Annotated in this window: 22 protein-coding genes and 2 riboswitches; of the genes, 13 read left to right on the top strand and 9 right to left on the bottom strand. The window is 72.4% G+C overall.

Annotated elements, in window-relative coordinates:
- Positions 1 to 157: 157 nt before the first annotated feature.
- Positions 158 to 1,411, top strand: coding sequence for an Ig-like domain-containing protein (locus ACWCXH_RS06470; RefSeq protein ID WP_449800193.1), 1,254 nt, complete (start codon positions 158 to 160; stop codon positions 1,409 to 1,411).
- Positions 1,412 to 1,430: 19 nt separating this feature from the next.
- On the opposite strand, the gene ACWCXH_RS06465 is transcribed toward ACWCXH_RS06470, so the two are convergent.
- The 5 genes from ACWCXH_RS06465 to ctaE form a co-directional block, all read right to left on the bottom strand.
- On the bottom strand, positions 1,431 to 1,802 hold the full coding sequence (locus ACWCXH_RS06465; RefSeq protein WP_449800192.1) for a GntR family transcriptional regulator: 372 nt from the start codon (positions 1,800 to 1,802) through the stop codon (positions 1,431 to 1,433).
- 104 nt (positions 1,803 to 1,906) lie between these two features.
- Positions 1,907 to 3,565 (bottom strand): cytochrome bc1 complex cytochrome b subunit, encoded by a 1,659-nt coding sequence (gene qcrB, locus ACWCXH_RS06460; RefSeq protein WP_449800191.1) that lies wholly within the window; start codon positions 3,563 to 3,565, stop codon positions 1,907 to 1,909.
- Positions 3,562 to 4,614, bottom strand: coding sequence for a cytochrome bc1 complex Rieske iron-sulfur subunit (qcrA, locus tag ACWCXH_RS06455; RefSeq protein ID WP_449800190.1), 1,053 nt, complete (start codon positions 4,612 to 4,614; stop codon positions 3,562 to 3,564). Before qcrA ends, qcrB begins: the two co-directional genes overlap by 4 nt.
- Positions 4,615 to 4,622: 8 nt before the next feature.
- Entirely contained in the window at positions 4,623 to 5,432 is an 810-nt protein-coding gene (gene qcrC, locus ACWCXH_RS06450; protein ID WP_449800189.1) for a cytochrome bc1 complex diheme cytochrome c subunit, read from the bottom strand.
- A 187-nt stretch (positions 5,433 to 5,619) separates the two neighbouring features.
- Positions 5,620 to 6,240: an aa3-type cytochrome oxidase subunit III gene (gene ctaE, locus ACWCXH_RS06445; protein WP_449800188.1), complete on the bottom strand. Its 621-nt coding sequence runs from the start codon at positions 6,238 to 6,240 to the stop codon at positions 5,620 to 5,622.
- Between the two features lie 397 nt (positions 6,241 to 6,637).
- Here ctaE and ACWCXH_RS06440 point away from each other — a divergent pair, with 397 nt between their 5' ends.
- The 3 genes from ACWCXH_RS06440 to ACWCXH_RS06430 all read left to right on the top strand — a co-directional run bounded on the left by ACWCXH_RS06440 (position 6,638) and on the right by ACWCXH_RS06430 (position 9,974).
- Complete coding sequence (locus ACWCXH_RS06440) at positions 6,638 to 7,063, top strand: hypothetical protein (protein WP_449800187.1); 426 nt, start codon at positions 6,638 to 6,640, stop codon at positions 7,061 to 7,063.
- 139 nt (positions 7,064 to 7,202) lie between these two features.
- The gene (trpD, locus tag ACWCXH_RS06435) at positions 7,203 to 8,279 is read left to right on the top strand and encodes an anthranilate phosphoribosyltransferase (protein WP_449800186.1); all 1,077 of its coding nucleotides are present in this window, start codon (positions 7,203 to 7,205) and stop codon (positions 8,277 to 8,279) included.
- Positions 8,280 to 8,400: 121 nt separating this feature from the next.
- Positions 8,401 to 8,518: riboswitch (SAM riboswitch) on the top strand.
- 52 nt (positions 8,519 to 8,570) lie between these two features.
- Positions 8,571 to 9,974 (top strand): aminotransferase class V-fold PLP-dependent enzyme, encoded by a 1,404-nt coding sequence (locus ACWCXH_RS06430; RefSeq protein WP_449800185.1) that lies wholly within the window; start codon positions 8,571 to 8,573, stop codon positions 9,972 to 9,974.
- A gap of 3 nt (positions 9,975 to 9,977) precedes the next feature.
- Here the strand turns inward: ACWCXH_RS06430 and ACWCXH_RS06425 are convergent, their stop codons facing one another.
- Both ACWCXH_RS06425 and ACWCXH_RS06420 read right to left on the bottom strand, forming a co-directional pair.
- Positions 9,978 to 10,259: an Lrp/AsnC family transcriptional regulator gene (locus tag ACWCXH_RS06425; RefSeq protein WP_449800184.1), complete on the bottom strand. Its 282-nt coding sequence runs from the start codon at positions 10,257 to 10,259 to the stop codon at positions 9,978 to 9,980.
- A gap of 40 nt (positions 10,260 to 10,299) precedes the next feature.
- A complete protein-coding gene (locus ACWCXH_RS06420; protein WP_449800183.1) occupies positions 10,300 to 11,082 on the bottom strand; it encodes a rhomboid family intramembrane serine protease in 783 nt (260 codons plus the stop codon).
- Positions 11,083 to 11,284: 202 nt separating this feature from the next.
- Between ACWCXH_RS06420 and ACWCXH_RS06415 the strand changes: the two genes are divergently transcribed.
- The 6 genes from ACWCXH_RS06415 to ACWCXH_RS06390 all read left to right on the top strand — a co-directional run bounded on the left by ACWCXH_RS06415 (position 11,285) and on the right by ACWCXH_RS06390 (position 18,458).
- Positions 11,285 to 11,563 carry a hypothetical protein gene (locus ACWCXH_RS06415; protein ID WP_449800182.1) on the top strand — a complete coding sequence of 93 codons (279 nt, stop codon included), beginning with the start codon at positions 11,285 to 11,287 and terminating at the stop codon, positions 11,561 to 11,563.
- 137 nt (positions 11,564 to 11,700) lie between these two features.
- Positions 11,701 to 13,143, top strand: a complete 1,443-nt coding sequence (locus ACWCXH_RS06410; RefSeq protein ID WP_449800181.1) for an NYN domain-containing protein — start codon at positions 11,701 to 11,703, stop codon at positions 13,141 to 13,143.
- A 200-nt stretch (positions 13,144 to 13,343) separates the two neighbouring features.
- On the top strand, positions 13,344 to 14,381 hold the full coding sequence (locus ACWCXH_RS06405; RefSeq protein WP_449800180.1) for an NlpC/P60 family protein: 1,038 nt from the start codon (positions 13,344 to 13,346) through the stop codon (positions 14,379 to 14,381).
- A gap of 336 nt (positions 14,382 to 14,717) precedes the next feature.
- Positions 14,718 to 14,871, top strand: a riboswitch (cyclic di-AMP (ydaO/yuaA leader).
- Between the two features lie 61 nt (positions 14,872 to 14,932).
- Entirely contained in the window at positions 14,933 to 16,012 is a 1,080-nt protein-coding gene (locus ACWCXH_RS06400) for an NlpC/P60 family protein (RefSeq protein ID WP_449800179.1), read from the top strand.
- 224 nt (positions 16,013 to 16,236) lie between these two features.
- Positions 16,237 to 17,283 (top strand): NlpC/P60 family protein, encoded by a 1,047-nt coding sequence (locus ACWCXH_RS06395; protein WP_449800178.1) that lies wholly within the window; start codon positions 16,237 to 16,239, stop codon positions 17,281 to 17,283.
- A gap of 38 nt (positions 17,284 to 17,321) precedes the next feature.
- Positions 17,322 to 18,458, top strand: a complete 1,137-nt coding sequence (locus ACWCXH_RS06390) for a hypothetical protein (protein WP_449800177.1) — start codon at positions 17,322 to 17,324, stop codon at positions 18,456 to 18,458.
- On the opposite strand, the gene ACWCXH_RS06385 is transcribed toward ACWCXH_RS06390, so the two are convergent.
- Positions 18,455 to 19,816, bottom strand: a complete 1,362-nt coding sequence (locus tag ACWCXH_RS06385) for a glycosyltransferase 87 family protein (protein ID WP_449800176.1) — start codon at positions 19,814 to 19,816, stop codon at positions 18,455 to 18,457. The genes ACWCXH_RS06390 and ACWCXH_RS06385 overlap by 4 nt on opposite strands.
- Positions 19,817 to 20,029: 213 nt before the next feature.
- Here ACWCXH_RS06385 and ACWCXH_RS06380 point away from each other — a divergent pair, with 213 nt between their 5' ends.
- Positions 20,030 to 21,166, top strand: coding sequence for a glycosyltransferase family 4 protein (locus ACWCXH_RS06380; RefSeq protein ID WP_449800175.1), 1,137 nt, complete (start codon positions 20,030 to 20,032; stop codon positions 21,164 to 21,166).
- Positions 21,167 to 21,218: 52 nt separating this feature from the next.
- On the opposite strand, the gene ACWCXH_RS06375 is transcribed toward ACWCXH_RS06380, so the two are convergent.
- Entirely contained in the window at positions 21,219 to 23,012 is a 1,794-nt protein-coding gene (locus ACWCXH_RS06375; RefSeq protein ID WP_449800174.1) for an AMP-dependent synthetase/ligase, read from the bottom strand.
- A gap of 337 nt (positions 23,013 to 23,349) precedes the next feature.
- Here ACWCXH_RS06375 and ACWCXH_RS06370 point away from each other — a divergent pair, with 337 nt between their 5' ends.
- Both ACWCXH_RS06370 and ACWCXH_RS06365 read left to right on the top strand, forming a co-directional pair.
- Positions 23,350 to 23,811, top strand: a complete 462-nt coding sequence (locus ACWCXH_RS06370; protein WP_449800173.1) for an SRPBCC family protein — start codon at positions 23,350 to 23,352, stop codon at positions 23,809 to 23,811.
- A 39-nt stretch (positions 23,812 to 23,850) separates the two neighbouring features.
- A complete protein-coding gene (locus ACWCXH_RS06365) occupies positions 23,851 to 25,023 on the top strand; it encodes an ArsA family ATPase (RefSeq protein WP_449800172.1) in 1,173 nt (390 codons plus the stop codon).
- Positions 25,024 to 25,051: the final 28 nt, after the last annotated feature.

Raw genomic sequence — 25,051 nt, 5'->3', positions numbered from 1 at the left:
TGACAGGGGCCGGACCTCCCGCAAGGGGGGCCGGCCCCTGTTGCGTCCCCGGGGTGAGCGACTCACTCACCCGGGTGAACGCGGGGTCGCTCGGATGTCGCTCCGAGGCATGCCGTTCCTACGATCTGATCAATCGTGCGAACCATCGGAGGCGGTCATGGCCGACAGGCGCGGAATCGCGGGTCTCGGCGGCATCTCGCTGGCCCTCGCAGTACTGGCCCCGCTCGCCGCCTGCTCGGCCGGTGACGACCCCAGCGGGCCGCACAAGGTCGACGCGGCGAAACTCGTCCACCTCTCGGCCGAGGGCAAGGTCGACCCGGCCAAGTCGGTCACCGTGACCGCCGTCGCCGGCAGCCGGCTGACCGACGTCACCGTGATCGGCCCGGACGGCCGGGTGGTCGCCGGCAGACTCGCGGACGACCAGCGCAGCTGGCAGACCACCGGCCGGCTGAAGGCCGCCGCCGCCTACACCGTCCGGATCGCCGCGGACGACGGCAAGGGCGGGCGCGGCGAGACCACCGAGAACTTCAGCACCCTCGCCGCCCAGCGCCTGCTCAACGCCAAGCTCGGCCCGGACTCCTCCGGCAGCGGCGTCTACGGGGTCGGCCAGCCGCTCACCGTGCAGCTCTCGGAGGCCGTGAAGGACCCGCAGGCCCGGCAGGAGGTCGAACGGGCCCTGACGGTCACCTCCCAGCCCGCCGTCACCGGCGCGTGGTACTGGGTCGACGACAAGAACCTGCACTTCCGCCCGCAGGAGTACTGGCCGGTCGGTACCACCGTCGGCCTCGCCTTCGACGGCACCGGCACCCGGATCTCCGACGGCCTGTACGGCGGCGACCGCAGCAGCCTGAAGCTTCGGATCGGGGCGCGGGTCGAGACGGTGGTCGACGCCGCCGCCCACGTGCTCACCCTGAAGCGCGACGGCGCGGTGATCCGGACCATCCCGGTGACCACCGGGAAGCCCGGCTTCGACACCCGCAACGGCATCAAGGTGGTGCTCGGCCAGGAACGCTCGGTCCGGATGAGCAGCGAGACGATCGGCATCGCGGCCGGCGGCTCGGATTCCTACGACCTGAACGTCGAGTGGGCCACCCGGGTGACGTGGAGCGGCGAGTACGTCCACGCGGCGCCCTGGTCGGTCAGCTCGCAGGGCTACGAGAACGTCAGCCACGGCTGCACCGGCATGAGCACCGAGAACGCCAAGTGGTTCTACGAGAACACCCGGGTGGGTGACCTGGTGACGGTGGTCAACAGCCGCGGCCACGCGATGGAGCCGTTCGGCAACGGCTTCGGGGACTGGAACGTCTCCTGGGCGGACTGGGTCAAGCACAGCTCCCTCGGGCAGCCCGTCAGCACCATCCTCCCGGACTCCCAGGCCCCCGCGACGGGGATGATCCGCCCGGAGGTCTGAGCGGCCCCCGAGGCCGTCCTCAGCCTTCCTGGAAGGCGAGCCGCAGGGCGGTGTCCACCGCCGCCAGGGCTTCCGCGTGCGACAGCCCGAGCCGGCGCACCCGTTCGGCGTACTCGCCGGCCGCCTCGGCGGCCAGCCGGTGCGCGGTGTCGCCGGTGGCCGCGATCAGCGTGCCGCGCCGGCCGTGCGTCTCCACCACGCCGTCCGCCTCCAGCTCCTTGTACGCGCGCGCGACCGTCCCGGCGGCCAGCCCCAGCTCCTCCGCCAGCGCCCGCACGGTGGGCAGCCGAAGTCCGGTGGGCAGCTCGCCGGACCGGGCGCGCTCGGCGATCTGGGCCCGGATCTGCTCGTACGGGGGAGTGGCGCAGGAGGGGTCGACGGACAACTGCACGGTGGGCTCCTGGAGGTGCGGGGGAGACGGGAAAGCCCGAGGGCCGCCGACCAGAAGAACTCTGGTCAGCGGCCCTCGGGTGTGACGCTGCGGTGCGTACGGGATCAGTGGTGGCCGTGGCCGCTGGTGATCTCGTGGTGCTCCTCGGCGGTGGGCTTGGGGATCTGGCTGCCCTCGCCGTAGAAGCCGCGGGACAGCTTGGCCCGGGTGCGGGTGAAGACGCCGGCCTTGCGGGCCACGCCGTTCTCGTCCGTCTGGGCCGGCAGCTCGACCGGCTGGTTCTGCTCGTGCGCCGTGAGCTTGAACAGGTCCTTCTGCGGCAGCTGGGCGTGCACCTCGATGAACTCACCGTGCGGCAGGCGCTTGATGACGCCGGTCTCGCGGCCGTGCAGCACCTTCTCCTTGTCGCGGCGCTGGAGGCCGAGGCACCAGCGCTTGGTGACGATGAAGGTGAGGACCGGGACCACGAAGAAGCCGGTGCGCACGAAGTAGGTGATCGCGTTGAGCGACAGGTGCAGGTGGGTGGCGAACAGGTCGTTGCCACCACCGATCAGCAGGACCAGGTAGAGGCTGATCCAGGCGGCACCCAGCGCGGTGCGGACCGGAGCGTTGCGCGGGCGGTCCAGGATGTGGTGCTCGCGCTTGTCACCGGTGATCCAGCCCTCGATGAACGGGTACACCGCGATCGCGACCAGCACCAGCGGGAAGATCATCAGCGGGATGAACACGCCCAGGTTCAGGGTGTGGCCCCACAGGCTGATCTCCCAGCCCGGCATGACGCGGATGAGGCCCTCGGAGAAGCCCATGTACCAGTCCGGCTGGGCGTCGGTCGACACCTGGTCGGGGCGGTACGGTCCGTACGCCCAGATCGGGTTGATCGAGGCGATCGCCGAGATGGCGGCGATGATGCCGAACACCAGGAAGAAGAAGCCACCGGCCTTGGCCATGTAGACCGGCATCAGCGGCATGCCGACGACGTTCTTCTCGGTCTTGCCCGGGCCCGCCCACTGGGTGTGCTTGTGGTAGAAGACCAGGATCAGGTGCGCCACCAGCAGGCCGAGCATGATGCCCGGGATCAGCAGCACGTGGATCGTGAAGAACCGCGGGATGATGTCCTGGCCGGGGAACTCGCCCCCGTACAGGAACATCTGGATGTAGGTGCCCACCAGCGGGACGGCGAGGATCGCGCCTTCCATGAAGCGGATACCGGTGCCCGACAGCAGGTCGTCCGGCAGCGAGTAGCCGAAGAAGCCGTCGAACATGCCCAGGATCAGCAGCAGGAAGCCGAAGACCCAGTTGATCTCACGCGGCTTGCGGAACGCGCCGGTGAAGAACACGCGCATCATGTGCACGAGCATGGCGGCCACGAAGACCAGGGCGGCCCAGTGGTGGATCTGACGGATCAGCAGGCCGCCGCGGACCTCGAAGCTGATGTTCATGGTCGACGCGTACGCCTCGGACATCGAGATGCCCTTGAGCGGGACGTACGAGCCGTTGTAGACGACCTCGGCCATCGACGGCTTGAAGAACAGCGTCAGGTACACGCCCGTCAGGATGATGATGACGAACGAGTAGAGGCAGATCTCGCCCAGCATGAAGGACCAGTGGTCCGGGAAGATCTTGCGCAGGTTGGCCTTGGCGAGGGAGTAGATCCCCAGCCGGCCGTCCGTCCAGTCAGCCGCGGCCTCCCACTTGTTGGCGGGGTTGGCGCGTGTGCTGGCGGGCTTGGCGGCACCGGAGGTGGTGCTGCTCGCGCTACTCATCGAGCACGCTCCCAGTAGCTCGGGCCGACGGGCTTCTCGAAGTCGCCGGTGGCGACCAGGTTGCCCTTGTCGTCAGTGGTGATCTTCAGCTGCGGCAGCGGGTGGCCGGCCGGGCCGAAGATGACGCGCGCGCCGTCCGACAGGTCGAAGGTCGACTGGTGGCAGGGGCAGAGCGCGTGGTGGGTCTGCTGCTCGTAGAGGCTGATCGGGCAGCCGACGTGGGTGCAGATCTTCGAGTAGGCGAGGATGCCGTCGAAGCCCAGCTCCTTGGACTTGTCGTCCTTGATGTCGTCCGGCGCGATGCGCACCAGCATCAGGGCGTCCTTGGCGATCCGCTGCTGGAAGTCCTCGTCGTGGGTGGTCAGACCCTCGGGCATGGCGAAGGTCAGCGAGCCGACGACGATGTCCTCGGCCTTCATCGGCTGGTTGGTGCTCATGTTGATGAGCTGCAGCGGCTTGGCCGGGGTCGCCTCCCTCCAGCCGGTCTCCTTCAGCTTCTTCTCGGGCAGCGGGCCGAGGTCGCGCAGCAGGACCACGCCGGAGAGCGGGACCAGCGCCATCGAGCCGATGAGGGTGTTGCGGAGCATCTTCCGACGGCCGAAGCCGGACTCGGCGGCACCCGTCTTGAACTGGTTGATGACGTCCGCGCGGACCTCGTCGTCGGCCTCGATCGGGTGACGCTCGGACGGCATCTCGACGTCCGACATCAGGGTGCGGGCCCAGTGGACCGCGCCCGCGCCGATCAGGAACAGCGCGACGCCCAGGGTCAGGCCGAGCGCGAAGTTCAGCGCGCTGACGTGACCGAGCGGGAAGATGTAGACGATCTTGTCCGGGGCGATGCCCACGTACGAGGCGATGAACCCGATGGTGGCGATCATCGAGATCACGAACATCAGCGAGACCTGGCGCTCCGCGCGCTTGGCGGCCCGCTCGTCGATGTCGGTGCGACGGGGCTCGTGGGCCGGCAGGCCCGGGTCGGCGAACGGGTCGCCGTGGTCGGCCACCTCGCCGGCGGAGCCGTGGTGCTCCGGAAGCTTCTCTTCTGACATGTCGTGGCTCATGACTTCTTGGCCTTGGTGGTGTGGGCGGCGACCCAGATCGCGACCGCGATGAGCGTGCCGAGGCCGAAGATCCAGCCGAACAGGCCCTCGGTCACCGGACCGAGGCTGCCGAGCGTGAGACCGCCGGGGTTGGGCTCATCGGAGGTGGTGTGGCGGACGAAGGCCACGATCTGCTTCTTCTGCTCCTCGGGCATGGTGCTGTCCGGGAACGACGGCATGTTCTGCGGGCCGGTCTGCATGGCCTCGTAGATGTGCTTGGCGTCCACGCCCTCCAGCGACGGGGCGTACTTGCCCTTGGTCAGGGCACCGCCCTGGCCGGCGAAGTTGTGGCACTGGGCGCAGTTCGTGCGGAACAGCTCGCCACCCTTGGAGATGTCGTCGGGGTTGGTCGAGGTGTACTGCTCCTTGGTCGGCGTCACCGGGCCGGGGCCGAGCGAGGACACGAAGGCGGCGAGCTGGTCGATCTCCGCCTGCGAGTAGATGTTCTTCTTGCGAGGCACCTGGGCGCCGGGCTGCTGGGCCGGCATGCGGCCGGTGCCGACCTGGAAGTCGACAGAGGCGGAGCCGACGCCGACCAGGCTCGGGCCGTCGCTGCCGCCCTGGCCGTTCAGGCCGTGGCAGGAGGAACAGCCCACGGCGAAGAGCTTCTTACCCTCGTCGATCGCGAGCGACTGCGCGGCGACGTCGGCCTGCGCCTTGTCGGCGGGCGCGAACACGGCGTACAGCCCCCCGGTTGCCGCCAGGGCGAGAAGTAGGACGACCAGCGCCGCCAATGGGTGGCGCCGTCGTGCGGAGAGCTTTTTCACGGAATAACCCCGGTGTCAGGATCTGGTCGACTGGTGGGTGCACCCGGCTGCCGGTCTGGCCGGCACGAGGCTGCCTGGCTAGGGCTGCGCGCGCGGTCGGTCGGTGGGAGCGTCGGCACCGGCAGAAGCGGCCCTGCGCCGGTGAGGGCGGGGGCCGCAGCCGGTGGCCAGCGACCTGATCAGCTGGTTACTTGATCAGGTAGATGGTCGCGAACAGGCCGATCCACACAACGTCGACGAAGTGCCAGTAGTACGACACCACGATGGCGGCGGTGGCCTGCTCGTGCGTGAAGCGCTTGGCTGCGTACGTCCGTCCCAGGACCAGCAGGAAGGCGATCAGACCACCCGTCACGTGCATGCCGTGGAAGCCGGTGGTCAGGTAGAACACCGTGCCGTACGGGTCGGAGGACAGCGAGAGGCCGTCCTTCTTGACCAGCTCGGTGTACTCGAAGATCTGACCGCCGATGAAGATCGCGCCCATCACGAAGGTGATGACGAACCACGAGCGGAGCTTCTTCACGTCCCCGCGCTCGGCGGCGAACACGCCGAGCTGGCAGGTCAGCGAGGAGAGCACCAGGATCGTGGTGTTGACCGAGGAGAAGGGCACGTTGAGGGCGTGCGCCTTCTCGGTCCAGAACTCCGGCCCCTTGACGGAGCGGAGCGTGAAGTACATCGCGAAGAGGGCCGCGAAGAACATCAACTCGGAACTGAGCCAGACGATCGTTCCGACGCTGACCATGTTCGGCCGGTTGACCGATCCGTGCGCGTGCCCGGTTTCTACTGCTGTTGCTGTCGCCACGACGGACATTATGTCGGTCCCTTATTCCGTCTTCACGCCGGGGGGTCTCCCTCGGAGTGTCCGGTGCGTGCGGTATGCCCGCTTGGGGGGCGGTGGGGTGCCTGGACGGCACCTGAGCAGCGGCGTGTCCCTTTTCTGACGGTTCCTCGGAGGGTCCTTCGACCCCGTTGCCCAGCGTGTCGATGCACGGTCGGCGCAGCGTTCGGAGATAGAGGAGAGGGCGGGCTGTCGGCCGTCCGGGTGGACTGCGCGGGTCCGGGTGACGGGGCGTCCTCCGGGCGGGTGAGCCCCGGGCGCGGCGGCTTGAGAAGGAACGCGCGCGACAGGGGGCTCGGCCGGGGGTGATCGGGAGTAGCATCCGGGTCAGGCGAACGTGGTCCGGATCACACTTGAGGGAGCAGGGTCCATGGCGTACACGACCGATGAGACGCTCACCGTCCTCGTCTACAGCGACGACCGCAACACCCGCGAGCAGGTGCTGACGGCGCTCGGCCGCCGGCCCGCCGAGGATCTGCCGGAACTGTCCTACCTGGAGTGCGCGACCACCCCCGCGGTGCTGCGGGCACTGGAGAAGGGCGGCGTCGACCTCTGCGTCCTGGACGGCGAGGCGGTGCCGGCCGGCGGGCTCGGGCTCGGGCGCCAGCTCAAGGACGAGATCTACGGCTGCCCGCCGGTGCTGGTCCTGATCGGCCGGCCGCAGGACTCCTGGCTGGCCGCCTGGAGCCGGGCCGACGCGGCGATCTCGCACCCGGTGGAGCCGGTCGCGCTGGCCGGGGCGGTGGCCACGCTGCTGCGGGCGCGCCTCGCCAAGCGGGCCCCCGCCACGCGTTGAGCGGCGCCGTCTCAGTACTGGAAGCGGTGCCGTCTCAGTACTAGAGAAGACAGGGCCGGAGGTACCCCGCCGCTCGATAGGCTGACTCCGTCCGTACGGACGTCCCCCGTGGGGGAACCGACAACAGCTGGAGTCAGCCATGGTGAACGTGAACCCTGCGAACGGTGGTACCGACCCCGCGCAGGTGGTCCGCACCTGGCCGGACCTCCTGGCGGCGCTGTTGAAGGGGGAGGACCTCGACCGTTCGGCCACCGCGTGGGCGATGGACCGGATCATGAGCGGCGAGGCGTCCCCCGTCCAGGTGGCCGGATTCATGGTGGCGCTGCGCGCCAAGGGCGAGACGGTCGACGAGATCACCGGTCTGGTGGACGCGATGTACGCGCACGCCGAGCCGCTGGACATCCCCGGCCCGGCGGTGGACATCGTCGGCACCGGCGGCGACCGGGCCAGGACGGTCAACATCTCCACCATGTCCGCGATCGTCGCGGCGGCGGCCGGCGCCAGGGTGGTCAAGCACGGCAACCGGGCGTCGTCCTCGGCCAGCGGGTCGTCGGACGTGCTGGAGAAGCTCGGCATCACCCTGGACCTGTCGGCCCGGCGGGTGGCCGAGGTGGCCGACGAGGTCGGGCTCACCTTCTGTTTCGCGGCGAAGTTCCACCCGTCGATGCGGCACGCGGCCACCGCGCGGCGCGACCTCGGGGTGCCGACCGCGTTCAACATCCTCGGCCCGCTGACCAACCCGGCCAAGGTCACCTCGCACGCCGTCGGCTGCTTCGACACCCGGCTCGCCGGACTGATCGCGGGCGTGCTCGCCCGGCGCGGCTCCAGCGCGCTGGTGTTCCGCGGCGACGACGGCCTGGACGAGCTGACCGTCACCACGACGTCGCGGGTGTGGGTCGTGCGGGACGGGATCGTCACCGAGACCGACTTCGACCCGCGGGACGTCGGCATCGAGCTCGTCGGCATCGAGGCGCTGCGCGGGGCGGACGCCTCGTACAACGCCGAGGTGGCGCGGCGGCTGCTGGCCGGGGAGCGCGGGCCGGTGCGGGACGCCGTCCTGCTGAACACGGCGGCGGCGCTGGTCGCGCTGGACCTGACCGACGCGCCGCTCGCCGAGCAGCTGGCGGCCGGCATCGAGCGGGCCGCGGCGGCCGTCGACTCGGGCGCGGCGCAGGAGCTGCTGCGCCGCTGGTCGGAGGCCACCAGCCGGAGCTGACAAGGCAGTTGGGGCCCGTGGTGGCTGCCCCGCGGAGTGGGCCGCCGCGGGCCCCTTCGGATTGTCCGGATGGTGGATGCCTGTTTGACCACCCGGCGGACGCGACCTAGAGTCTTGGCCAGGTCATGAGTGACAGTGCGAAGCCCCAGCTGGCTGTCCGGCAACCCTCCGTCCGTGGCGGGGTGCCCTGGGTGAGGACCGGGTCTCGCGGCAATCCGTCCGCGTGGCAAGCGCGGACACCCGACGACTGGCACTCCCGGGGTCCCTCGACCCTTGAAGGAGTGCATCCTCATGTCTTCTGTCGCTTCTGTCGCCACTGAACTCTGCGCCCCGCTCGCCGTGCTGGGCCACGACGTCCAGGTGCCGCTCGCCAGCGGGGAGAAGGTCGGCTACGCGGCGCTCGACTACGCGGCCAGCTCCCCGGCGCTCAAGCGGGTGTGGGACGACGTCGCCGCGTACGCCCCCTACTACGGCAGCGTGCACCGTGGCGCCGGGTACCTCTCGCAGCTGTCCACCGACCTGTTCGAGCAGAGCCGCCGGACCGTCGAGGAGTTCCTCGGCCTGCGCGAGGGCGACCAGGTGGTCTTCACCCGGGCCACCACCGACTCGCTCAACCTGCTCGCCGCCGCGTTGCCCGCCGGCACCCGGGTGTTCGCGTTCGAGACCGAGCACCACGCCTCGCTGCTGCCCTGGGCCCACGCCGGGCTGGACGTCACCTACCTGCGCGCGCCGCGCTCGCACGCCGAGGCCGTCGCCGCGCTGGACGCCGCGCTCGCCGCGGCGCCCGAGGGCCCGAAGCTGCTGTGCGTCACCGGCGCCTCGAACGTCACCGGCGAGCTGTGGCCGGTCGCCGAGCTGACCGCGACCGCGCACCGGCACGGCGCCCGGGTGGTGCTGGACGCCGCGCAGCTCGCCCCGCACCACCGGATCTCGGTGGCCGAGCTGGACGTCGACTGGATCGCCTTCTCCGGCCACAAGATCTACGCGCCGTTCGGCGCCGGCGTGCTCGCCGGCCGGGCGGACTGGCTGGACGCCGCCGACCCGTACCTGGCCGGCGGCGGCGCGACCCGGACGGTGGCCCGGGAGAACGACGGCTCGGTGGCCGTCCAGTGGCACACCGGCCCGGCCCGGCACGAGGCCGGCTCGCCGAACGTCATCGGCGCCTACGCCATCGCGTCCGCCTGCCGGGCGCTGGGCGAGGCCGGCTTCGACGCGCTGGAGGCCCGCGAGCAGGCGCTGATCGCCCGGCTCAAGGCCGGGCTGGCGCAGATCCCGCAGGTCAGGGTGTTGAGCCTGTTCGGTGCCGACTCCGCTCGGGTGGGCGTGCTGTCCTTCGTCGTCCAGGGCTGGAACAGCTCGCACTTCTCGGCCGCGCTCTCCGCCGAGTACGGCATCGGGGTGCGCGACGGGCTGTTCTGCGCGCACCCGCTCGTGCGCACGCTCCTCGGCGATGCGTCCGGTGTGGCGCCCGGTCCTGTTTCCGCGTGCGGTGCGCCGGAGCCGTCGCTGCCGGGCGAGCGCAGCCTGAACGCCATCCGGGTCAGCTTCGGCGCCGGGACCCCGGACGAGCACATCGACCGCTTCCTGGCCGCCGTCCGCGAGCTGGTCACGGACGGCGCGGCGTGGAACTACCGCAACGAGGGCGGCCGTTGCGTCGCCACTGTGCAGATCGACCGGGGTCGGCGCGCGGGCTGAAGGCTACTCGTCCAGGCCGAGCGCGAACGCGGCCTCCAGGTCGTGCTGGGAGTAGGTGCGGAAGGCGATCTGGGTCTCGGTGTGGGCGACGCCCGGGACCTTGTTCAGCCGGCCCGGGATGACGTCGGCCAGGTCGTCGTGCCTGCGCACCCGCACCATCGCCACCAGGTCGTAGCCGCCGGTCACCGAGTACACCTCGCTGACCCCCTCAATGGAGGCGATGGCCTCGGCGATCTCCGGGATGCGGTCGACGCTGGTCTTGATCAGGACGATGGCGGTGATCACTGTCGGGCTCCTTCGTGGGGTGGCGCCAGCGTATCGGGCATCAGCCGGGCCGTCTCGGGGGGCGGCCGACCACGGTGCAGGCGTACAGGAAGCCGGCGCAGAAGCCGATCACGTGGACGAGGTAGGCGACCCCGGGCCCGGCCGAGTGCACCGACCACCACTGCAGGGCGAACCAGAGGCCGAGCACCAGCCAGGCCGGGAACCGCAGCGGAAGGAAGAGGAGCAGCGGGACGAGCGTCGTCACCCGGGAGCGCGGGTGGAAGCGCAGGTAGGCGCCCAGGACCGCGGAAATCGCGCCGGAGGCTCCGATCAGGACGCGGGTCGAGTGCGGCGAGTGCGCCTCGGCGAGGGCGAAGCCGTACGTCGCGAGGCTCCCGGCGGCCAGGTAGAAGAGGAGGAAGCGGGCGTGGCCGAGCCGCCGTTCGACGGTGGGGCCGAAGACGTGGAGGAAGAGGAGGTTGCCGGCCAGGTGCAGCCAGCCCGCGTGCACGAAGAGGCCGGTGAGGACGGAGACGGCCGGACGCTTGCCCGGGGTGGGGGCGGCCGGGCAGCCGGGGACCGGGTCCGGGGCCTCGGCGAGCTGTTCGGCCGTCAGCGGGTGACCGGCCAGCAGTTCGGCGGGGACGGCGCCCCAGCGCTGCTCGTACCGCTGCTCGGCGCAGACCTGGGCCTGCCCGGTGCCGTACAGGGGGTTGAGTCCGGCGGCCGGGCCGAGCAGGAAGACCAGCGTGTTGACCGCGATCAGGGCGTAGGTGACCGCCGGGGCGGGCACCGCGGGGCCGCCGTCCCGCGTGTCGGTGTGGCCGGGGGCCGCGAGCGCCATGCGGCCAAGCATCCCTCCGTCGGTCCTTGGCAACACCGCGCTGTACGGCAGGTGGACTAGCGATCTCGATCGCTCGAACCGGTGGCCGTGATGGTTGCCCCAGGCAATAGGCTTGGGGCGGGCATTCCCGCCTCCCGCCGCCGATGCCGGGGCTCCGGGGGGAGCGCCTAGCCCACCCAGGGACCACCCGAGAGGACCCCCGATGACCGTCCCCGCTCCGACCGCCGAGACGCGTTGGCGCTGCACCCTGTGCAGCAACCTCACCCGCTTCGACGTGACCCGCACCGCGCGGGTGACCGAGTTCCTGCACTTCGACCTGGCCGGCGAGTCGAAGGTCGAGGAGACCGAAGTCCTGAGCGAGACGATCGAGTCGGTGCGCTGCCGCTGGTGCAACGCGGTGGACCAGGTCGAGCTGGTCGCCCGCCCCGGGGCGCAGGGCCCGGAGGCGGAGAACGCAGAGGTCGCGGCCGAGCAGGGTTGAGGCCCCGCCGGTGCGGTGGACGGCGCAGGGCGTGGCCGTCCACCGCACGGGACAATACAGACAAGACGCACGGAGCGTGACGACAGGGCCGGCGGCCGCGGGGCCGCGCCCGTTGGACCAGGATCGGAGCCGAGGACGTGGTGGACGCAGCGCGGGAGCCCGCCGGACCGCAGGGGCAGCCCGCTGCGGAGCCGGCCGCCGAGGCGGCGGGGACCGTCGCGGGGGCCGTCGCGTCCGAGCCCGCCGCGGAGCCGGAGGCCGGTCGGCCCGTCGAGAAGCTCCACCGGCCGTTGCCGGAGGGCGTGCGCCGGCGGGTGGTCGGCCTGGCCGCGGACGCGCTCGGCGGGCTGCCGCCGGGTGAGTTGCCGCAGAGCCTCCGTCAGTACGCCAAGTTCACTCCGGCCCGGCGGGCCAAGTACGCGGCCACCGCGATCGCCGCGGCGCTGGAGTCGGAGCCGGCCTTCCGGGTGCGGATAGCGGAGCGGCTGCGGCTGGGCCAGCCGGATCTGGTGAAGGCGCTGGAGTCGGGAAGCGTCCCTTGCGCCGCCGATCCGATGGACGTCGCCGCCGCCGCTTACCTGGTGCGGTCGGCGGGTTGGAGCCGGCTGGTCGCCGAGGCCGGCGAGGAGGCGGAGCGGGTCGGCGCCGAGGGCGCGGCCGCGGAGGCGGCCCGGCTGGTGGAGAAGCTGCAGGCCGAGCTGGCGGAGGTGCGGGCCGCCGCGCGGGCGGACCTGGACCGGCAGCGGGCCGAGTCCGAGGGCGTCCGGCGGGAGGCCGACTCGCTGCGCAAGAAGGTGCGTTCGCTGGAGAGCGACACCCGCCGGGCTCAGGCCGAGACCCGTCGGCTGGCCGGCGAGCTGGAGGCGCTGCGGACGCAGGCGGCGACCGAGCGCAGCGCGGCCGAGAGCGAGGCGCGGCGGCTGCGGCACCGTGTCGGCGAGCTGGAGAACGCGGCCGAGCAGGGCCGCCGTTCGGCCCGTGAGGGGCGCAGCGTGGAGGACATGCGCCTGCGGCTGCTGCTGGACACCGTGCTGCACTCGGCGCAGGGGCTCCAGCGCGAGCTGGCGCTGCCGGTGTCGCAGATCCGCCCGGCGGACCTGGTGGAGGCGGTGGTGCCGGGCTCGGCCTCGCCGCACGACGTGGCCCGGCGCGGGCTGGCGGAGGACGATCCGGCGCTGCTGGACCAGCTGCTGGCGATCCCGCAGGTGCACCTGGTGGTGGACGGCTACAACGTGACGAAGACCGGCTACCCGACGCTGCCGCTGGAGCAGCAGCGGCTGCGGCTGCTGGGCGGGCTGGCGATGCTGGCCCAGCGCACGCAGGCGGAGGTCACGTGCGTGTTCGACGGGCAGGACCTGGACGTGCCGGTGATCATGGCGCCGCCGCGCGGGGTCCGGGTGCGCTTCAGCCGGACCGGGGAGACGGCGGACGAGCTGATCAGGCGCCTGGTGCGGGCCGAGCCGCAGGGCCGTCCGGTCGTGGTGGTCTCGACCGACCGGGAGGTCGCGGAGGGCGTGCGGAAGGCCGGCGCGCGCCCCGTTGCCTCGGTTCTGCTGCTGAACCGGCTGGCGCGGCCCTGATTCCGTGCCGATGGGGATGATGCCTGGTCAGCGTCCGGTTTGCGGTGATGTGCGGATTTGGTGAAGTCACTTGAGGGGCTGGGGTTCACGCCTTCGGGGGAGTGGCGGAATGCCTAGATCTTCACTAGGGTCTGGCGTCAAACCTATTTTCCGGATTTCTCACCCGAACAGGTGAGTCCATGGAAGAAGGAGCCGGTCCCTTGGCCTCCCACCGCCGTCCCAAGCAGCCGAGCCGCGCGCGGGTCTCCGTGCTCACTGCTGCCGCTGCGACCGCGGTCGCACTCTCCGCCCAGGTCGCCGCGCACGCCGCGCCGCAGCCGAACAAGACGGACGTCAAGGCGCAGATCGACGAGCTCCAGCAGGAGCAGGAGCAGGCGGCCGAGAAGTACAACGGCGCCAAGGAGCGGGCCGACCAGCTGCGCAAGCAGGCCGACCAGCTGCAGGACCAGGTGGCCCGCGGTCAGGAGCAGATGACCCAGCTCCAGACCGGTCTCGCCGGCGTGGCGGGCGAGCAGTACCGCACCGGCGGCATCGACCCGTCCGTCCAGCTGATGCTCTCCTCCGACCCGTCCGGCTACCTGGACAAGGCCTCCAGCGTGCAGCAGGCCACCGCCACCGAGACCGACGCGCTCAAGGGCCTGCTCGACCAGCAGCGCCGCCTGGACCAGGAGAAGGCCGAGGCCGCCGCGGTGCTCGCCTCGCTCGACTCCACCACCAAGGACCTGAACCAGGCCAAGGCGGACGTCAACGCCAAGCTCAAGGCGGCCCAGGACCTCATGAACTCGCTCAGCGCCTCCGAGCGCGCCGCGCTGAAGGCCCAGCAGGCCCAGGACGACCGCGCCTCGCGCGGCACCGACCGGGTGGACCTCAGCAGCCTGCCGCCGGCCAGCGGGTACGCGGCCGTGGCCGTCGCCAAGGCGATGAGCAAGCAGGGCTCGCCGTACGTGTGGGGCGCCACCGGCTCCAGCACCTTCGACTGCTCGGGCCTGATGCTCTGGGCGTACGGCCAGGCCGGTGTCTCGCTGCCGCGCACCTCGCAGGAGCAGGGCCACTACGGCACCCCGGTGCCCTCGCTGGACCAGGCCCAGCCCGGCGACCTGGTGGTCTACGGCGGCGACATGCACCACGTCGCGATGTACATCGGCAACGGCATGGTGGTGCACGCGCCGCACACCGGCGACGTGGTCAAGGTGATGAAGGCCGACGCGATGCCGATCAACACCATCCGCCGGGTCTGACGCGCCGACACGCCGAGGCCGGCCGCAAGGCCCTGTGATCCGTGCCACCTCCCGAGCCGGGGTGGCACGTTCGCTTGTGCGCGTTTCACAGCCGCCGCGTGACAAGGGATCAGCTTTGCGTACTGCTGCGATCACCTTCTGTCATCTTCACAAATGAACTTGGGCATTTTTACGCCCTTTTTCTGACAAGGATTTGAACGGATCACGGTTCAGTTACTAGGGTCGTGCTCCGAACCACCGCACTGTCGATCGCCCAGCCAGGGTGGCGGCGGTGGTTTCCGTCGAGTTCGTGAAGCAGCGGGGCAGGTCGAAGCGCCTGTCCGACGGGGAGCCCAGTGGTCGGGGGCGCTGTGGAGCGGAGCCGGGGAACCACGTTCCTCCGGGGTGAATCGGCGCCAGGTCGGCCGGTGGAACGGCCGTGAGGCGTCGTAGGGCATGCTTCCGGCCCGAACCCGTCAGCTCACCCGGTAGGCGGCCGTAGGAAGAAGGAGTCCGCCTTCGTGGCGTCCCATCGTCGTCCCAAGCCCGCCGGTCGCGCCCGAGTGTCCTTCATGACCGGTGTCGCCGCCGCAGCCGTCGCCCTCTCCGCGCAGTCCGGCGCCCACGCCGACCCGGCGCCGACCAAGGACCAGGTCAAGGAACAGGTCGACCAGCTCAACGAGCAGGCGGAGGTGGCGACCGAGCAGTACAACGCCGCCCAGTCCAAGCAGCAGGAGCTGCAGAAGCAGGTCAGCGGCCTGCAGGACCAGGTGGCCCGCCAGCAGGCCCAGGTGACCGACCTGCAGGGCGGCCTCGCCCAGATCGCCGGCGAGCAGTACCGCAACGGGGGCATATCCCCGACCGTCCAGCTGATGTTCTCCTCCAAGCCGGACAACTTCCTCAGCCAGGCCGACGCCCTGAACCAGGCCGGCAGCACCCAGAAGGGGCAGCTGAAGGAGCTCCAGGACCAGCAGCGCAAGCTGGACCAGGACCGCAACGAGGCCCAGGGCAAGCTCGCCGAGCTGGACGCGACCACCCAGCAGCTGAAGGCCTCCAAGGAGGAGATCCAGGCCAAGCTCAAGGCCGCCCAGGACCTCTTCAACACCCTGTCCGAGCAGGAGCGCCAGGCGATCAAGGCGGCCGAGGACAAGGCCGCCGCCGACGCCAGGGCCAAGGCGGACGCCGCGGCGAAGGCCGCCGCCGCCCAGCAGGACGCCAGCCGGGCCTCCCGCGACACCAGCCGCACCGACCTCGGCTCGGCGCCGTCCTCCTCGCCGGTCGCCAAGCCGGCCCCCGGCAGCTCGCACGGTGCCGCCGCGCTGTCCTACGCCGCCACCAAGGTCGGCGACCCGTACCAGTGGGCCGCCACCGGCCCGAACGCCTTCGACTGCTCGGGCCTGATGGTCTGGGCGTTCGACCAGGCCGGCGTCTCGCTGCCGCGCACCTCGCAGGAGCAGGCCAACGCCGGCACCCGGATCGGCACGGACCTCTCCCAGGCCCAGCCCGGCGACCTGCTGATCTTCTTCAGCGACGCCCACCACGTGGGCATCTACGCCGGCAACGGCCAGGTGCTGCACGCGCCCAAGCCGGGCGCGAGCGTCCGCTACGAGGCGGTCTCCAACATGCCGCTCTCGGCCATCGTGCGGGTCTGATCCCCGCTCGGCCCCCGCAGGCCCGGTCCTCCTCACGGAGGGCCGGGCCTGCGGTGTTTCCTCTTGTTGGACTGATGTCCGATTCGGTGTCAAATATTCGGGTTGGCAGGGGTTTGGACTCGGTTGCCCGGACTCGCTAACGTCTGCCACCGGACTCCCGCTTCAGGGCCGCCCGCTTCGGTGCGGCGGCGGGACCGGTCCGCAGGATTGGAGCCGCTGCCGTCATGCCCGTGCACCGCCGTTCCCAACTGCTCGCCCGTGCGCTGGTGCTGACCGCGGCTGCCACCACCGCCCTGGGCGTGACGACGAGCGGCAGCGCCCAGGCCGCCCCCGGCGCATCGGACGCGCCCAGCCGCAAGGACGTCACGGCACAGGTCGAGCGGCTGTACAACGAGGCCGAACAGGCGTCGGAGAAGTACAACGCCGCCCAGGAGGCCCAGCAGCGGCTCCAGGGCGAGACCATGGTCCTCCAGGGCGAGACCGCCGCCGCCCAGGACCAGCTCAACCGGCTGCGCGGCGACCTCGCCACCGTGGCGGCCGCCGAGTACCGCGCCGGCGGCATGGCGCAGACCGTCCAGCTGATGCTCGCGACCGACCCCGAGGGGTACCTCGCCCGGGCCCGGGCCCTCGACCAGGCGACCGAGCGGCAGAACGAGACGCTGCACGAGCTGGTCACCCGTCAGCGCCGGCTCGACCAGCGCCGCGCCGAGACCTCCGTCAAGCTCGCCGAGCTGGACCGGGCCCGGCGCACGCTCGCCGACAGCAAGCAGCAGATCCAGCAGCGGCTGGCCGGGGCCCAGCGGCTGCTCAACAGCCTGGGCGTCGCCGAACGCGCCCGGATGGCCGCGCAGGATGCCCGGGAGGCCGAGCGGCGCGCCACCCGCGGCACCGACCGGCTGGACCTCGGCACCACCCCGCCCGCCTCCGAGCGCGGGTCGACGGCGCTCGCGGCGGCCGTGCGGATGATCGGATCGCCGTACGCGTACGGGGCCACCGGCCCCCGCGCGTTCGACTGCTCCGGTCTGATGTACTACAGCTGGCGGCAGGCCGGAGTGACTTTGCCGCGCACCTCGCAGGCCCAGGCGTACGCCGGCCAGCGGGTGAACCTGTCCGACGCGCGACCGGGAGACCTGGTGATCTTCTACCGGGACATGCACCACGTCGGCATGTACGCCGGCGGCGGGGTGATCGTGCACGCCCCCTACCCGGGGGCCCGGGTGCGGTACGAGAGCGTCAACGCGATGCCGGTCTCGGGGGTGGTCCGGCTCTGAGCACGACCCCGTCCGTCCCGGACGCGATACCGCCCTGCGTGCTGTCCCGGCGCGGCGCGCTGCTGCTCGCCGCCGGAGGGCTGGCCCAGCTGTCGCTGCCGCCCGCGGCGTCCGCCCGGGCACGCGCCGGGGCGGACGAGCGGGCCGAGGTGGCGGCGCTGCTGGACGAACGTGCGCGGGAGCTGCCGGAGACCTCCGGGCTGCCGCTGACCGCCGCCTACCGCAACCTCGTCCTCACCCCGGCCGAAGGGCCGGGCCGGCTGACCGTCGCGGCCGACCTGGACGTCCGGGTCACCGGCCACGACGAGTACCCCGCCGTGTTCCCGCGCCGCCTCGTGCTGACGCGGGCCGACGGCTGGCGGGTCGAGCGGGAGGACGGTGCGAGCGGGCCGCCGGCGCTCTGGGACTTCGGGACGGGACGGTCCGCGCGCGGCGCGCAGTGCCTGGTGCTCGGCCTCGCGGACGGACCGGATCCGGCCGGGCTGGTCGCGATCGGCGACCGCGCCGTCCCCTCGGTGAGCGCGGTCTGGGGCACCGGCTGGGCCGACCGGCTGCTTCTCGAACTGCCCGCCACCGAGGCGCAGTTCGCCCGGCTGCTGGAGGCCGACCCGGCCGGCTGGACGGGCATGGCGGCGGTCACCCTGGCCGCCCCCGGCGCGCCCTCGCACACCCCGGCCGACCGGGTGCTGATCAACCCCGAGGCGTTCGTGCGGCTCAGCGACTTCGGCCGGCAGGTGGTCGTCACCCACGAGGCCACCCACGTCGCGACCCGGGCCGACACCCGCGCCTGGACGCCGCTCTGGCTCTCCGAGGGCGTCGCCGACTGGACGGCCTACCGGGACTCCGGCCGCACGGACCGGCAGATCGCCCCCGAGCTGGCCCGGGACGTGGCCGCCGGGAAGGTGCCCGCCGCACTGCCCGCCGACCGCGACTTCGGCGCGGGCGCCACCGGCATCGCCCAGGCCTACGAGCAGGCCTGGCTCGCCTGCCGGCTGATCGCCCGCCACTTCGGCACCGACCGCCTGGTCGCGTTCTACCGGGCGGTGGGCGCGGCGGACGGCGCGGGAGAGGACCGCGAGCAGCGGATGGAGCGGCTGTTCCGGGCCGAACTGGGCGTCGGGAAGGACGAGTTCACGAAGCTGTGGGCGGGCGAGGTGGCCGCCCTGGCCGGCTAGCGCCCGGCCGGGGTGTTGGGGCGGTCGATGCCGTCGAGCAGGTCCTGCTCGTAGGCGATGCCCGGACGGACCGGGTAGGTGCCGGCCGGGACGGGCTCGGGCGTGGCCAGCACGACGGTCGGCGGCAACCGGTCCCCGCTGCGGGTGGAGCGCCAGAGGCGGATGCAGGAGAGGACCGTCGCCGCCAGCAGCAGCAGGTTGCGCGCGGACAGGAGGGCGATGGCCGTCGGCTCGCTCGCGAGGACCTGGGTGAACATCAGCGGGAACTCGACCAGCGTCAGCGGCGAGGCGATCAGGATCAGCAGCGCCACCGGCCGCTGGCTGCTGCCGCGCACGGTCAGGCAGACCGCCGCGACGCCGATCAGCCAGACCAGGTACTGCGGGCTGATCACCCGGCTGGTGACGGTGAAGATCAGCAGCGCGGTCAGCGCCGCGTCGTACATCGTGGCGGCGTTGCGGCGCTTGGCGGTGTAGCGCCAGAGCAGCAGCCAGGCGAAGCCCAGCACGGTGCCGGCCATCATGACCTTGCTGACGATGCTGACCCACGGCCCGAGCATCTCGGCCGAGCCGTAGTTCATCGTCACCCTGCCGTTCCAGGCACCCGCCATCCGCGCGTAGTGCAGCGGCAGCGCGCCGAGCGACTCGACCTCGATGCCGCGGTCCTTCTGGAACGCCAGGAAGCCGAAGGCGCCGTTCATCCCGGCGGCGAGCAGGAAGCCCAGCGAGACGGCGGTGGCCGCCGCGAGCGTCCAGGAGCGGCGGGTGCGGCGGCCGGAGGGGGTGCCGATCAGGCCGAGCAGCGGCCAGATCTTGACGATCCCGCCGAGGCCCAGCAGCATCCCGCCGACGGCCGGGCGGCGGATCAGCGCCAGCAGGCCGGCCACCGTGATCGCGGTGACGATGATGTCGAAGCGGTTGTAGATCATCGGGCCGAGCAGCGGCACGGCCACCACCCACAGCCAGGCGCCGGTCAGCGCCCGGCCCCGGCGCAGGCCGGTGCGGACCAGCAGCGCCATCGCGGCGGCGTCGGCGACCCCGCAGATCACCCAGAACGAGACCACGTACGACCACGGCAGCAGGCCCGGCAGCAGGATCACCAGCGCGGCGCCGGGCGGGTACTGCCAGGTGACGTCGTCGAACGGGAAGGTGCCGGTCTGCAGGACGCCGTACCAGGCGTGGTAGATCATCCAGACGTCCGCCGTGACGTCGCCGCCCGGGGAGCGCAGCACGCCGGTCACGAACAGCACCAGCAGCGTCCGGGTGGTCACCCAGGTGGCGACGAGCGCCGCGAGCGCCCCGAGCGGGCGGCCCGCGGGGGCACGGGAACTACCGGTCTCGATGGCCGGGGCCAACTCCACTGCGCTCCCTCGTTCGTCTCGGACGTCCCCACCGGAGGCGTCGCGCGACGGACGCCCGGGCCGCCGTCCTCAGCGGCTCAGGTACTAGGACTGACCCGGGGGTGGAACGGTTGCCGTGCACGGTTCCGTTCCCGGCGGGTCATGGTGTTGACCTATCGTACGGATCACCCAGCGGTACACCGAGCACCCCCCGACCGAGCGAGCCGTGGCCTGATGCACAGAACCTTGATCGTCACCAACGACTTCCCGCCGCGTCCCGGCGGCATCCAGGCCTTCGTGCACAACATGGCCGTCCGTCAGCCCGCCGGGAGCATCGTGGTGTACGCCTCGACCTGGCGCGACGGCACCGAGGTCGCCCGCTTCGACGCCGAGCAGCCGTTCCCGGTGATCCGGGACCGCACGAAGGTGATGGTTCCCACACCCCGGGTCACCCGGCGGGCCGCCGAGATCCTCCGCGCGGAGAAGTGCGACTCGGTCTGGTTCGGCGCCGCCGCGCCGCTCGGCCTGATGGCGCCCACGCTGCGCCGGGCGGGCGCCGGGCGGCTGCTCGGCATGACGCACGGGCACGAGGCCGCCTGGGCCCAGCTGCCGGCCGCCCGGCAGCTGCTGCGCCGGATCGGCGCGGGCACCGACGTGCTGACCTACCTGGGGGAGTACACCCGTTCCCGGATCGCGGGCGCGGTGGGGCCGCAGGCGGCGGCCCGCATGGTGCAGCTGCCGCCGGGCGTGGACGAGACGACGTTCAATCCGGACTCCGGGGGCGCCGAGGTGCGCCGCCGGCTGGGGCTGGCGGACCGGCCGGTGGTGGTGTGCGTCTCCCGGCTGGTGCCGCGCAAGGGCCAGGACACCCTGATCGAGGCGATGCCGCAGATCCTCGCCGACGTACCGGACGCGGTGCTGCTGATCGTCGGCGGCGGCCCGTACCGGGCGGACCTGGAGAAGCTGGCGGAGGCCAGGGGCGTGCGCGCCTCGGTGCGCTTCACCGGCTCGGTGCCGTGGGAGGAGCTGCCCGCGCACTACGGCGCCGGGGACGTCTTCGCGATGCCCTGCCGGACGCGGCGCGGCGGGCTGGACGTCGAGGGCCTGGGCATCGTCTACCTGGAGGCCTCGGCGACCGGCCTGCCCGTCGTCGCCGGCGACTCCGGCGGCGCACCGGACGCGGTGCTGGAGGGCGAGACCGGGTACGTCGTGCCGGGCGGCTCGGCGTCGGCGGCGGCCGAGCGGATCGTCCGGCTGCTGCACGACGAGGAGCTGCGGCGGCGGATGGGCGAGGCCGGGCGGCGCTGGGTGGAGCGCTCCTGGCGCTGGGACCTGCTGGCCGGGCGGCTGACCTCGCTGCTCGCGGTGTGACCGGCGAGGGCCCGCCTCCGCAGGGGCGGGCCCTCGCGCGTGCTCGGGGAGGCTACTTCTGGTAGATGGCCTCGACGTCGGCCGCGAAGTCCTTCAGGACGACGTTGCGCTTGAGCTTCAGGGACGGCGTGAGGTGGCCGCTCTCCTCGGAGAACTCGGTGTCCAGCAGGCGGAACTTCTTGACCGCCTCGGCGTGCGAGACGGCCGCGTTGCCGTCGTCGACGGCGGCCTGGAGCGCGGCCCGCAGGTCCGGGTCGTCGCGCAGCTCGGAGACCGTCGCGGTGGCGGGCTTGCCGTTGAGCTCCTTCCACTTGGGGAAGAAGTCCGGGTCGATGGTGATCAGGCAGGCGACGAAGGGCTTGCGGTCGCCGACCACCATGACCTCGCCGACCAGCGCGTGCGCGCGGATGCGGTCCTCGATCACCGCCGGGGCGACGTTCTTGCCGCCCGCGGTGACGATGATCTCCTTCTTGCGGCCGGTGATGGTCAGGTAGCCCTCGGAGTCCAGCGAGCCGAGGTCGCCGGTGGCCATCCAGCCGTCCTTGAGGGCGTCGGCGGTGGCCTGCGGGTTGTTCCAGTAGCCGGTGAAGACGTGCGGGCCCTTGAAGAAGACCTCGCCGTCCTCGGCGATCCGCACGGAGGCTCCGGGCACCGGCTGGCCGACCGTGCCGATCTTCGGCTTGTCCCACGGATTGAAGGCGGTGGCCGCGCAGGTCTCGGTCAGGCCGTAGCCCTCCAGGACGGTGAAGCCGATGCCCCGGTAGAAGTGGCCGAGGCGCTCGCCGAGCGGGGCGCCGCCGGAGATGGCGTGGGTGGCGCGGCCGCCGAGGGCCGCGCGCAGCTTGCTGTAGACCAGCTTGTCGAAGATCGCGTGCTTGATCCGCAGACCGAGGCCGGCGCCGCCGGCGTCCAGCGCGCGGCTGTAGGCGATCGCGGTGTCGGAGGCCAGGTCGAAGATCTTGCCCTTGCCGTCGGCCTGGGCCTTGGCGCGGGCGGTGTTGTAGACCTTCTCGAACACTCGCGGCACGCCGAGGATGAGCGTCGGGCGGAAGGAGGCCAGCTCGGCGGTGACGTCCTTGATGTCGGAGACGTGGCCCAGCTTGATCGGGGCCATCGCCGGGGCGATCTCGGCGATCCGGCCGAGCACGTGGGCCAGCGGGAGGAACAGCAGGACGGAGCTCTCGCCGGTGCGGAACAGCGGGGTCAGGCGCTCGACGATGTTGCCGCACTCGGCCAGGAAGTTGCCGTGCGTCAGCTGACAGCCCTTCGGGCGGCCGGTGGTGCCCGAGGTGTAGACGATGGTGGCGACCGAGTCCTCGGTGGCGGCCGAGCGCTGCTCCTCGACGGTCGCGTCCGCGACGCCCTCGCCCGCCCCGGCCAGCGCGGCGATCGCGCCGCCCTCGATCTGCCAGACGTGCTGCAGCTCCGGCAGCCGGCCGCGGACCTCCTCGACCACCTTGAGGTGCTGGTCGGTCTCGGTGAGCACGGCGACCGCGCCGGAGTCGCCGAGGATCCACTCGACCTGCTCGGGGGAGGAGGTCTCGTACACCGGCACGGTGATCGCGCCGGCCGTCCAGATCGCGAAGTCCAGCAGCGTCCACTCGTACCGGGTGCGGGACATGATGCCCACCCGGTCGCCGGGCCGGATGCCCGCCGCGATCAGGCCCTTCGCCGCCGCGCGCACCTCGACCAGGAACTGGGCCGCGGTCAACTCCTGCCAGTGGCCGTCCACCTTCCGGCTGAGCACCACGACGTCCGGGTGCCGCTCGGCGTTGCGGTGCACGAGGTCGGAGAGGTTACCGCCGCTCGGTACCTGATAGAGGGCCGGAAGGCTGAAGTCGAGCAAGACTGCTCCTCGTTCGCGACGCTGCGGGACGGCAGGACGTTACTGCCCGGTAGGCAGCTTCGACCAGGGGGGCCGGCTCCGGTGTTCGAAGTGTCACACCCGGCCGGGTCGGACCAGGCCGTGACCGGGTCGTTCGACTGGCACCCTACGGCAGGCCCTGGGTGACCGGCCGGTAGCATGCGCCGCCGCCCGGTGCCGGCGGGCGCCCGCCGTCCGTCGCCCGGTGCCCGTGCGGCCGAGTCGATCGCCGGTCGCGATAGCCTGCTCCGGGCGCACCCGGGCGAGTACCCGCTCGACCGGAGCGGACGGCAGAGGGACTGAGGCGGAGGGCCATTCCATGGCGGAGCACACCAGGTCGAGCATCACCATCGACGCGACCCCGGCCACGGTCATGGCCGTGATCGCCGACTTCGCCGCCTACCCGGCCTGGACCGGCGAGGTCAAGGAGATCGAGGTCCTGGAGACCGGGGAGGACGGCCGCGCCGCCCAGGTGCGCCTGCTGCTCGACGCCGGCGCCATCCGCGACGAGCACGTCCTCGCCTACACCTGGGACGGTGACCGCGAGGTGAGCTGGACCCTCGTGCGCAGCCAGATGCTCCGCTCGCTCGACGGCTCCTACACCCTCGCCCCGCTCGCGGCCGGCCGCACCGAGGTGACGTACCAGCTCGCCGTGGACGTGAAGATCCCGATGCTGGGCATGATCAAGCGCAAGGCCGAGAAGGTCATCATCGACCGCGCGCTGGCCGGCCTGAAGAAGCGCGTCGAGGACGGCGGCGGCGAGAAGCCCGCCCAGGGCTGACAGCGGGGAACGGACAGCGGGGAACGGGGGCCGGACGGCATGACGGCGACACGCACCATCCTGGTCAGCGGCGACGCGGGCGCGCCCACGGTGGCCGCCGCCACCGCCCTGCACGCCGCCCGCAGCGGCCGGCAGGTCTGGCTGCTGGCCGCCGACGACCCGCACCGGGCCCTGGACTCCGTGCTCGGCGCGCGCCTGGAGCCCGAACCGCTCCGCTACGCACCCGGCCTGACGGTCTCCCGGATCGACGAGCAGGCCGCCTTCCGGCACGCCCTCGGCGAGATCGCCGGCCGCCTCAAGCCCGCCCTCGACCTGCTCGGCGCCGACCCGCTCGACCCCGAGGAGCTGACCGCCCTCCCCGGCATCGCCCGGCTCGCCCTGCTGCGCGCCCTGCCCGCCGCCGACGGGGACGTCCTGGTCGTGCTCGCCCCGCCGCCCGCCGAGCTGATCGCCGCCCTCGCCCTGCCCGAGCAACTGGAGCGCTACCTGGACCGGCTGGTCCCCGAACAGCGCCAGGCAGCCCGGGCGCTGCGCCCGCTGCTGGCCGGACTGGCCGGCGTCCCGATGCCCGCCGACTGGCTGTACGAGGGCCGCGGCAAGGCCGCCGCCGTGCTCGCCGAGTCCCGGGCCGCGATCACCGCGCCCGGCACCAGCGTCCGCCTGGTCACCTCGGCCGACGGCCACCCGTACGACGACCTGCGCAGGATCCGCGCCGGGCTCGCCCTGCACGGGCACCGGCCGGACGCCGTCGTGGTGCACGGCGCGCTGCCGGACGCCGCGCTCGGCTCGCCCGACCCGTGGCTGGCCGCGCTGGCCGGCCGCCGCCGCGAGGAGCTGGCCGCGCTGACCGCGGCCAGCGACGCCCCCGTCCTGGTCACCGGGCTCGCCGACGCCACCCTGGAGGCCGTCGGCGACCGTCTGTACGGGGACGGGCCCGGCCCGGAGCCGCTCGCCGCCGAGCCCTGGCCGGTCGAGGACCGGCTCGCCGAGGAGGGCCTGCTGCTGTGGCACCTCGCGCTGCCGGGCGCCGAGCGGGCCGACCTCGACCTGGTCCGCCGCGGCGACGAGCTGGTGGTCGGCCTCGGCGCCCACCGCCGGGTGCTCGCCCTGCCGTCGGCGCTGCGCCGCTGCACCGTCGCGGGCGCGGGCCTGACCGACGGGGCGCTCACGGTGCGGTTCGCGCCTGATCCGGCGCTCTGGCCTCGGGGCTGAGGGACTCCGCCCGTCCTCCGGTAGCGTC

Source organism: Kitasatospora sp. NPDC001660 (assembly GCF_053596725.1).
Note: the sequence above shows the minus strand (reverse complement) of the source record. Positions and strands in the feature narration are given on the sequence as shown.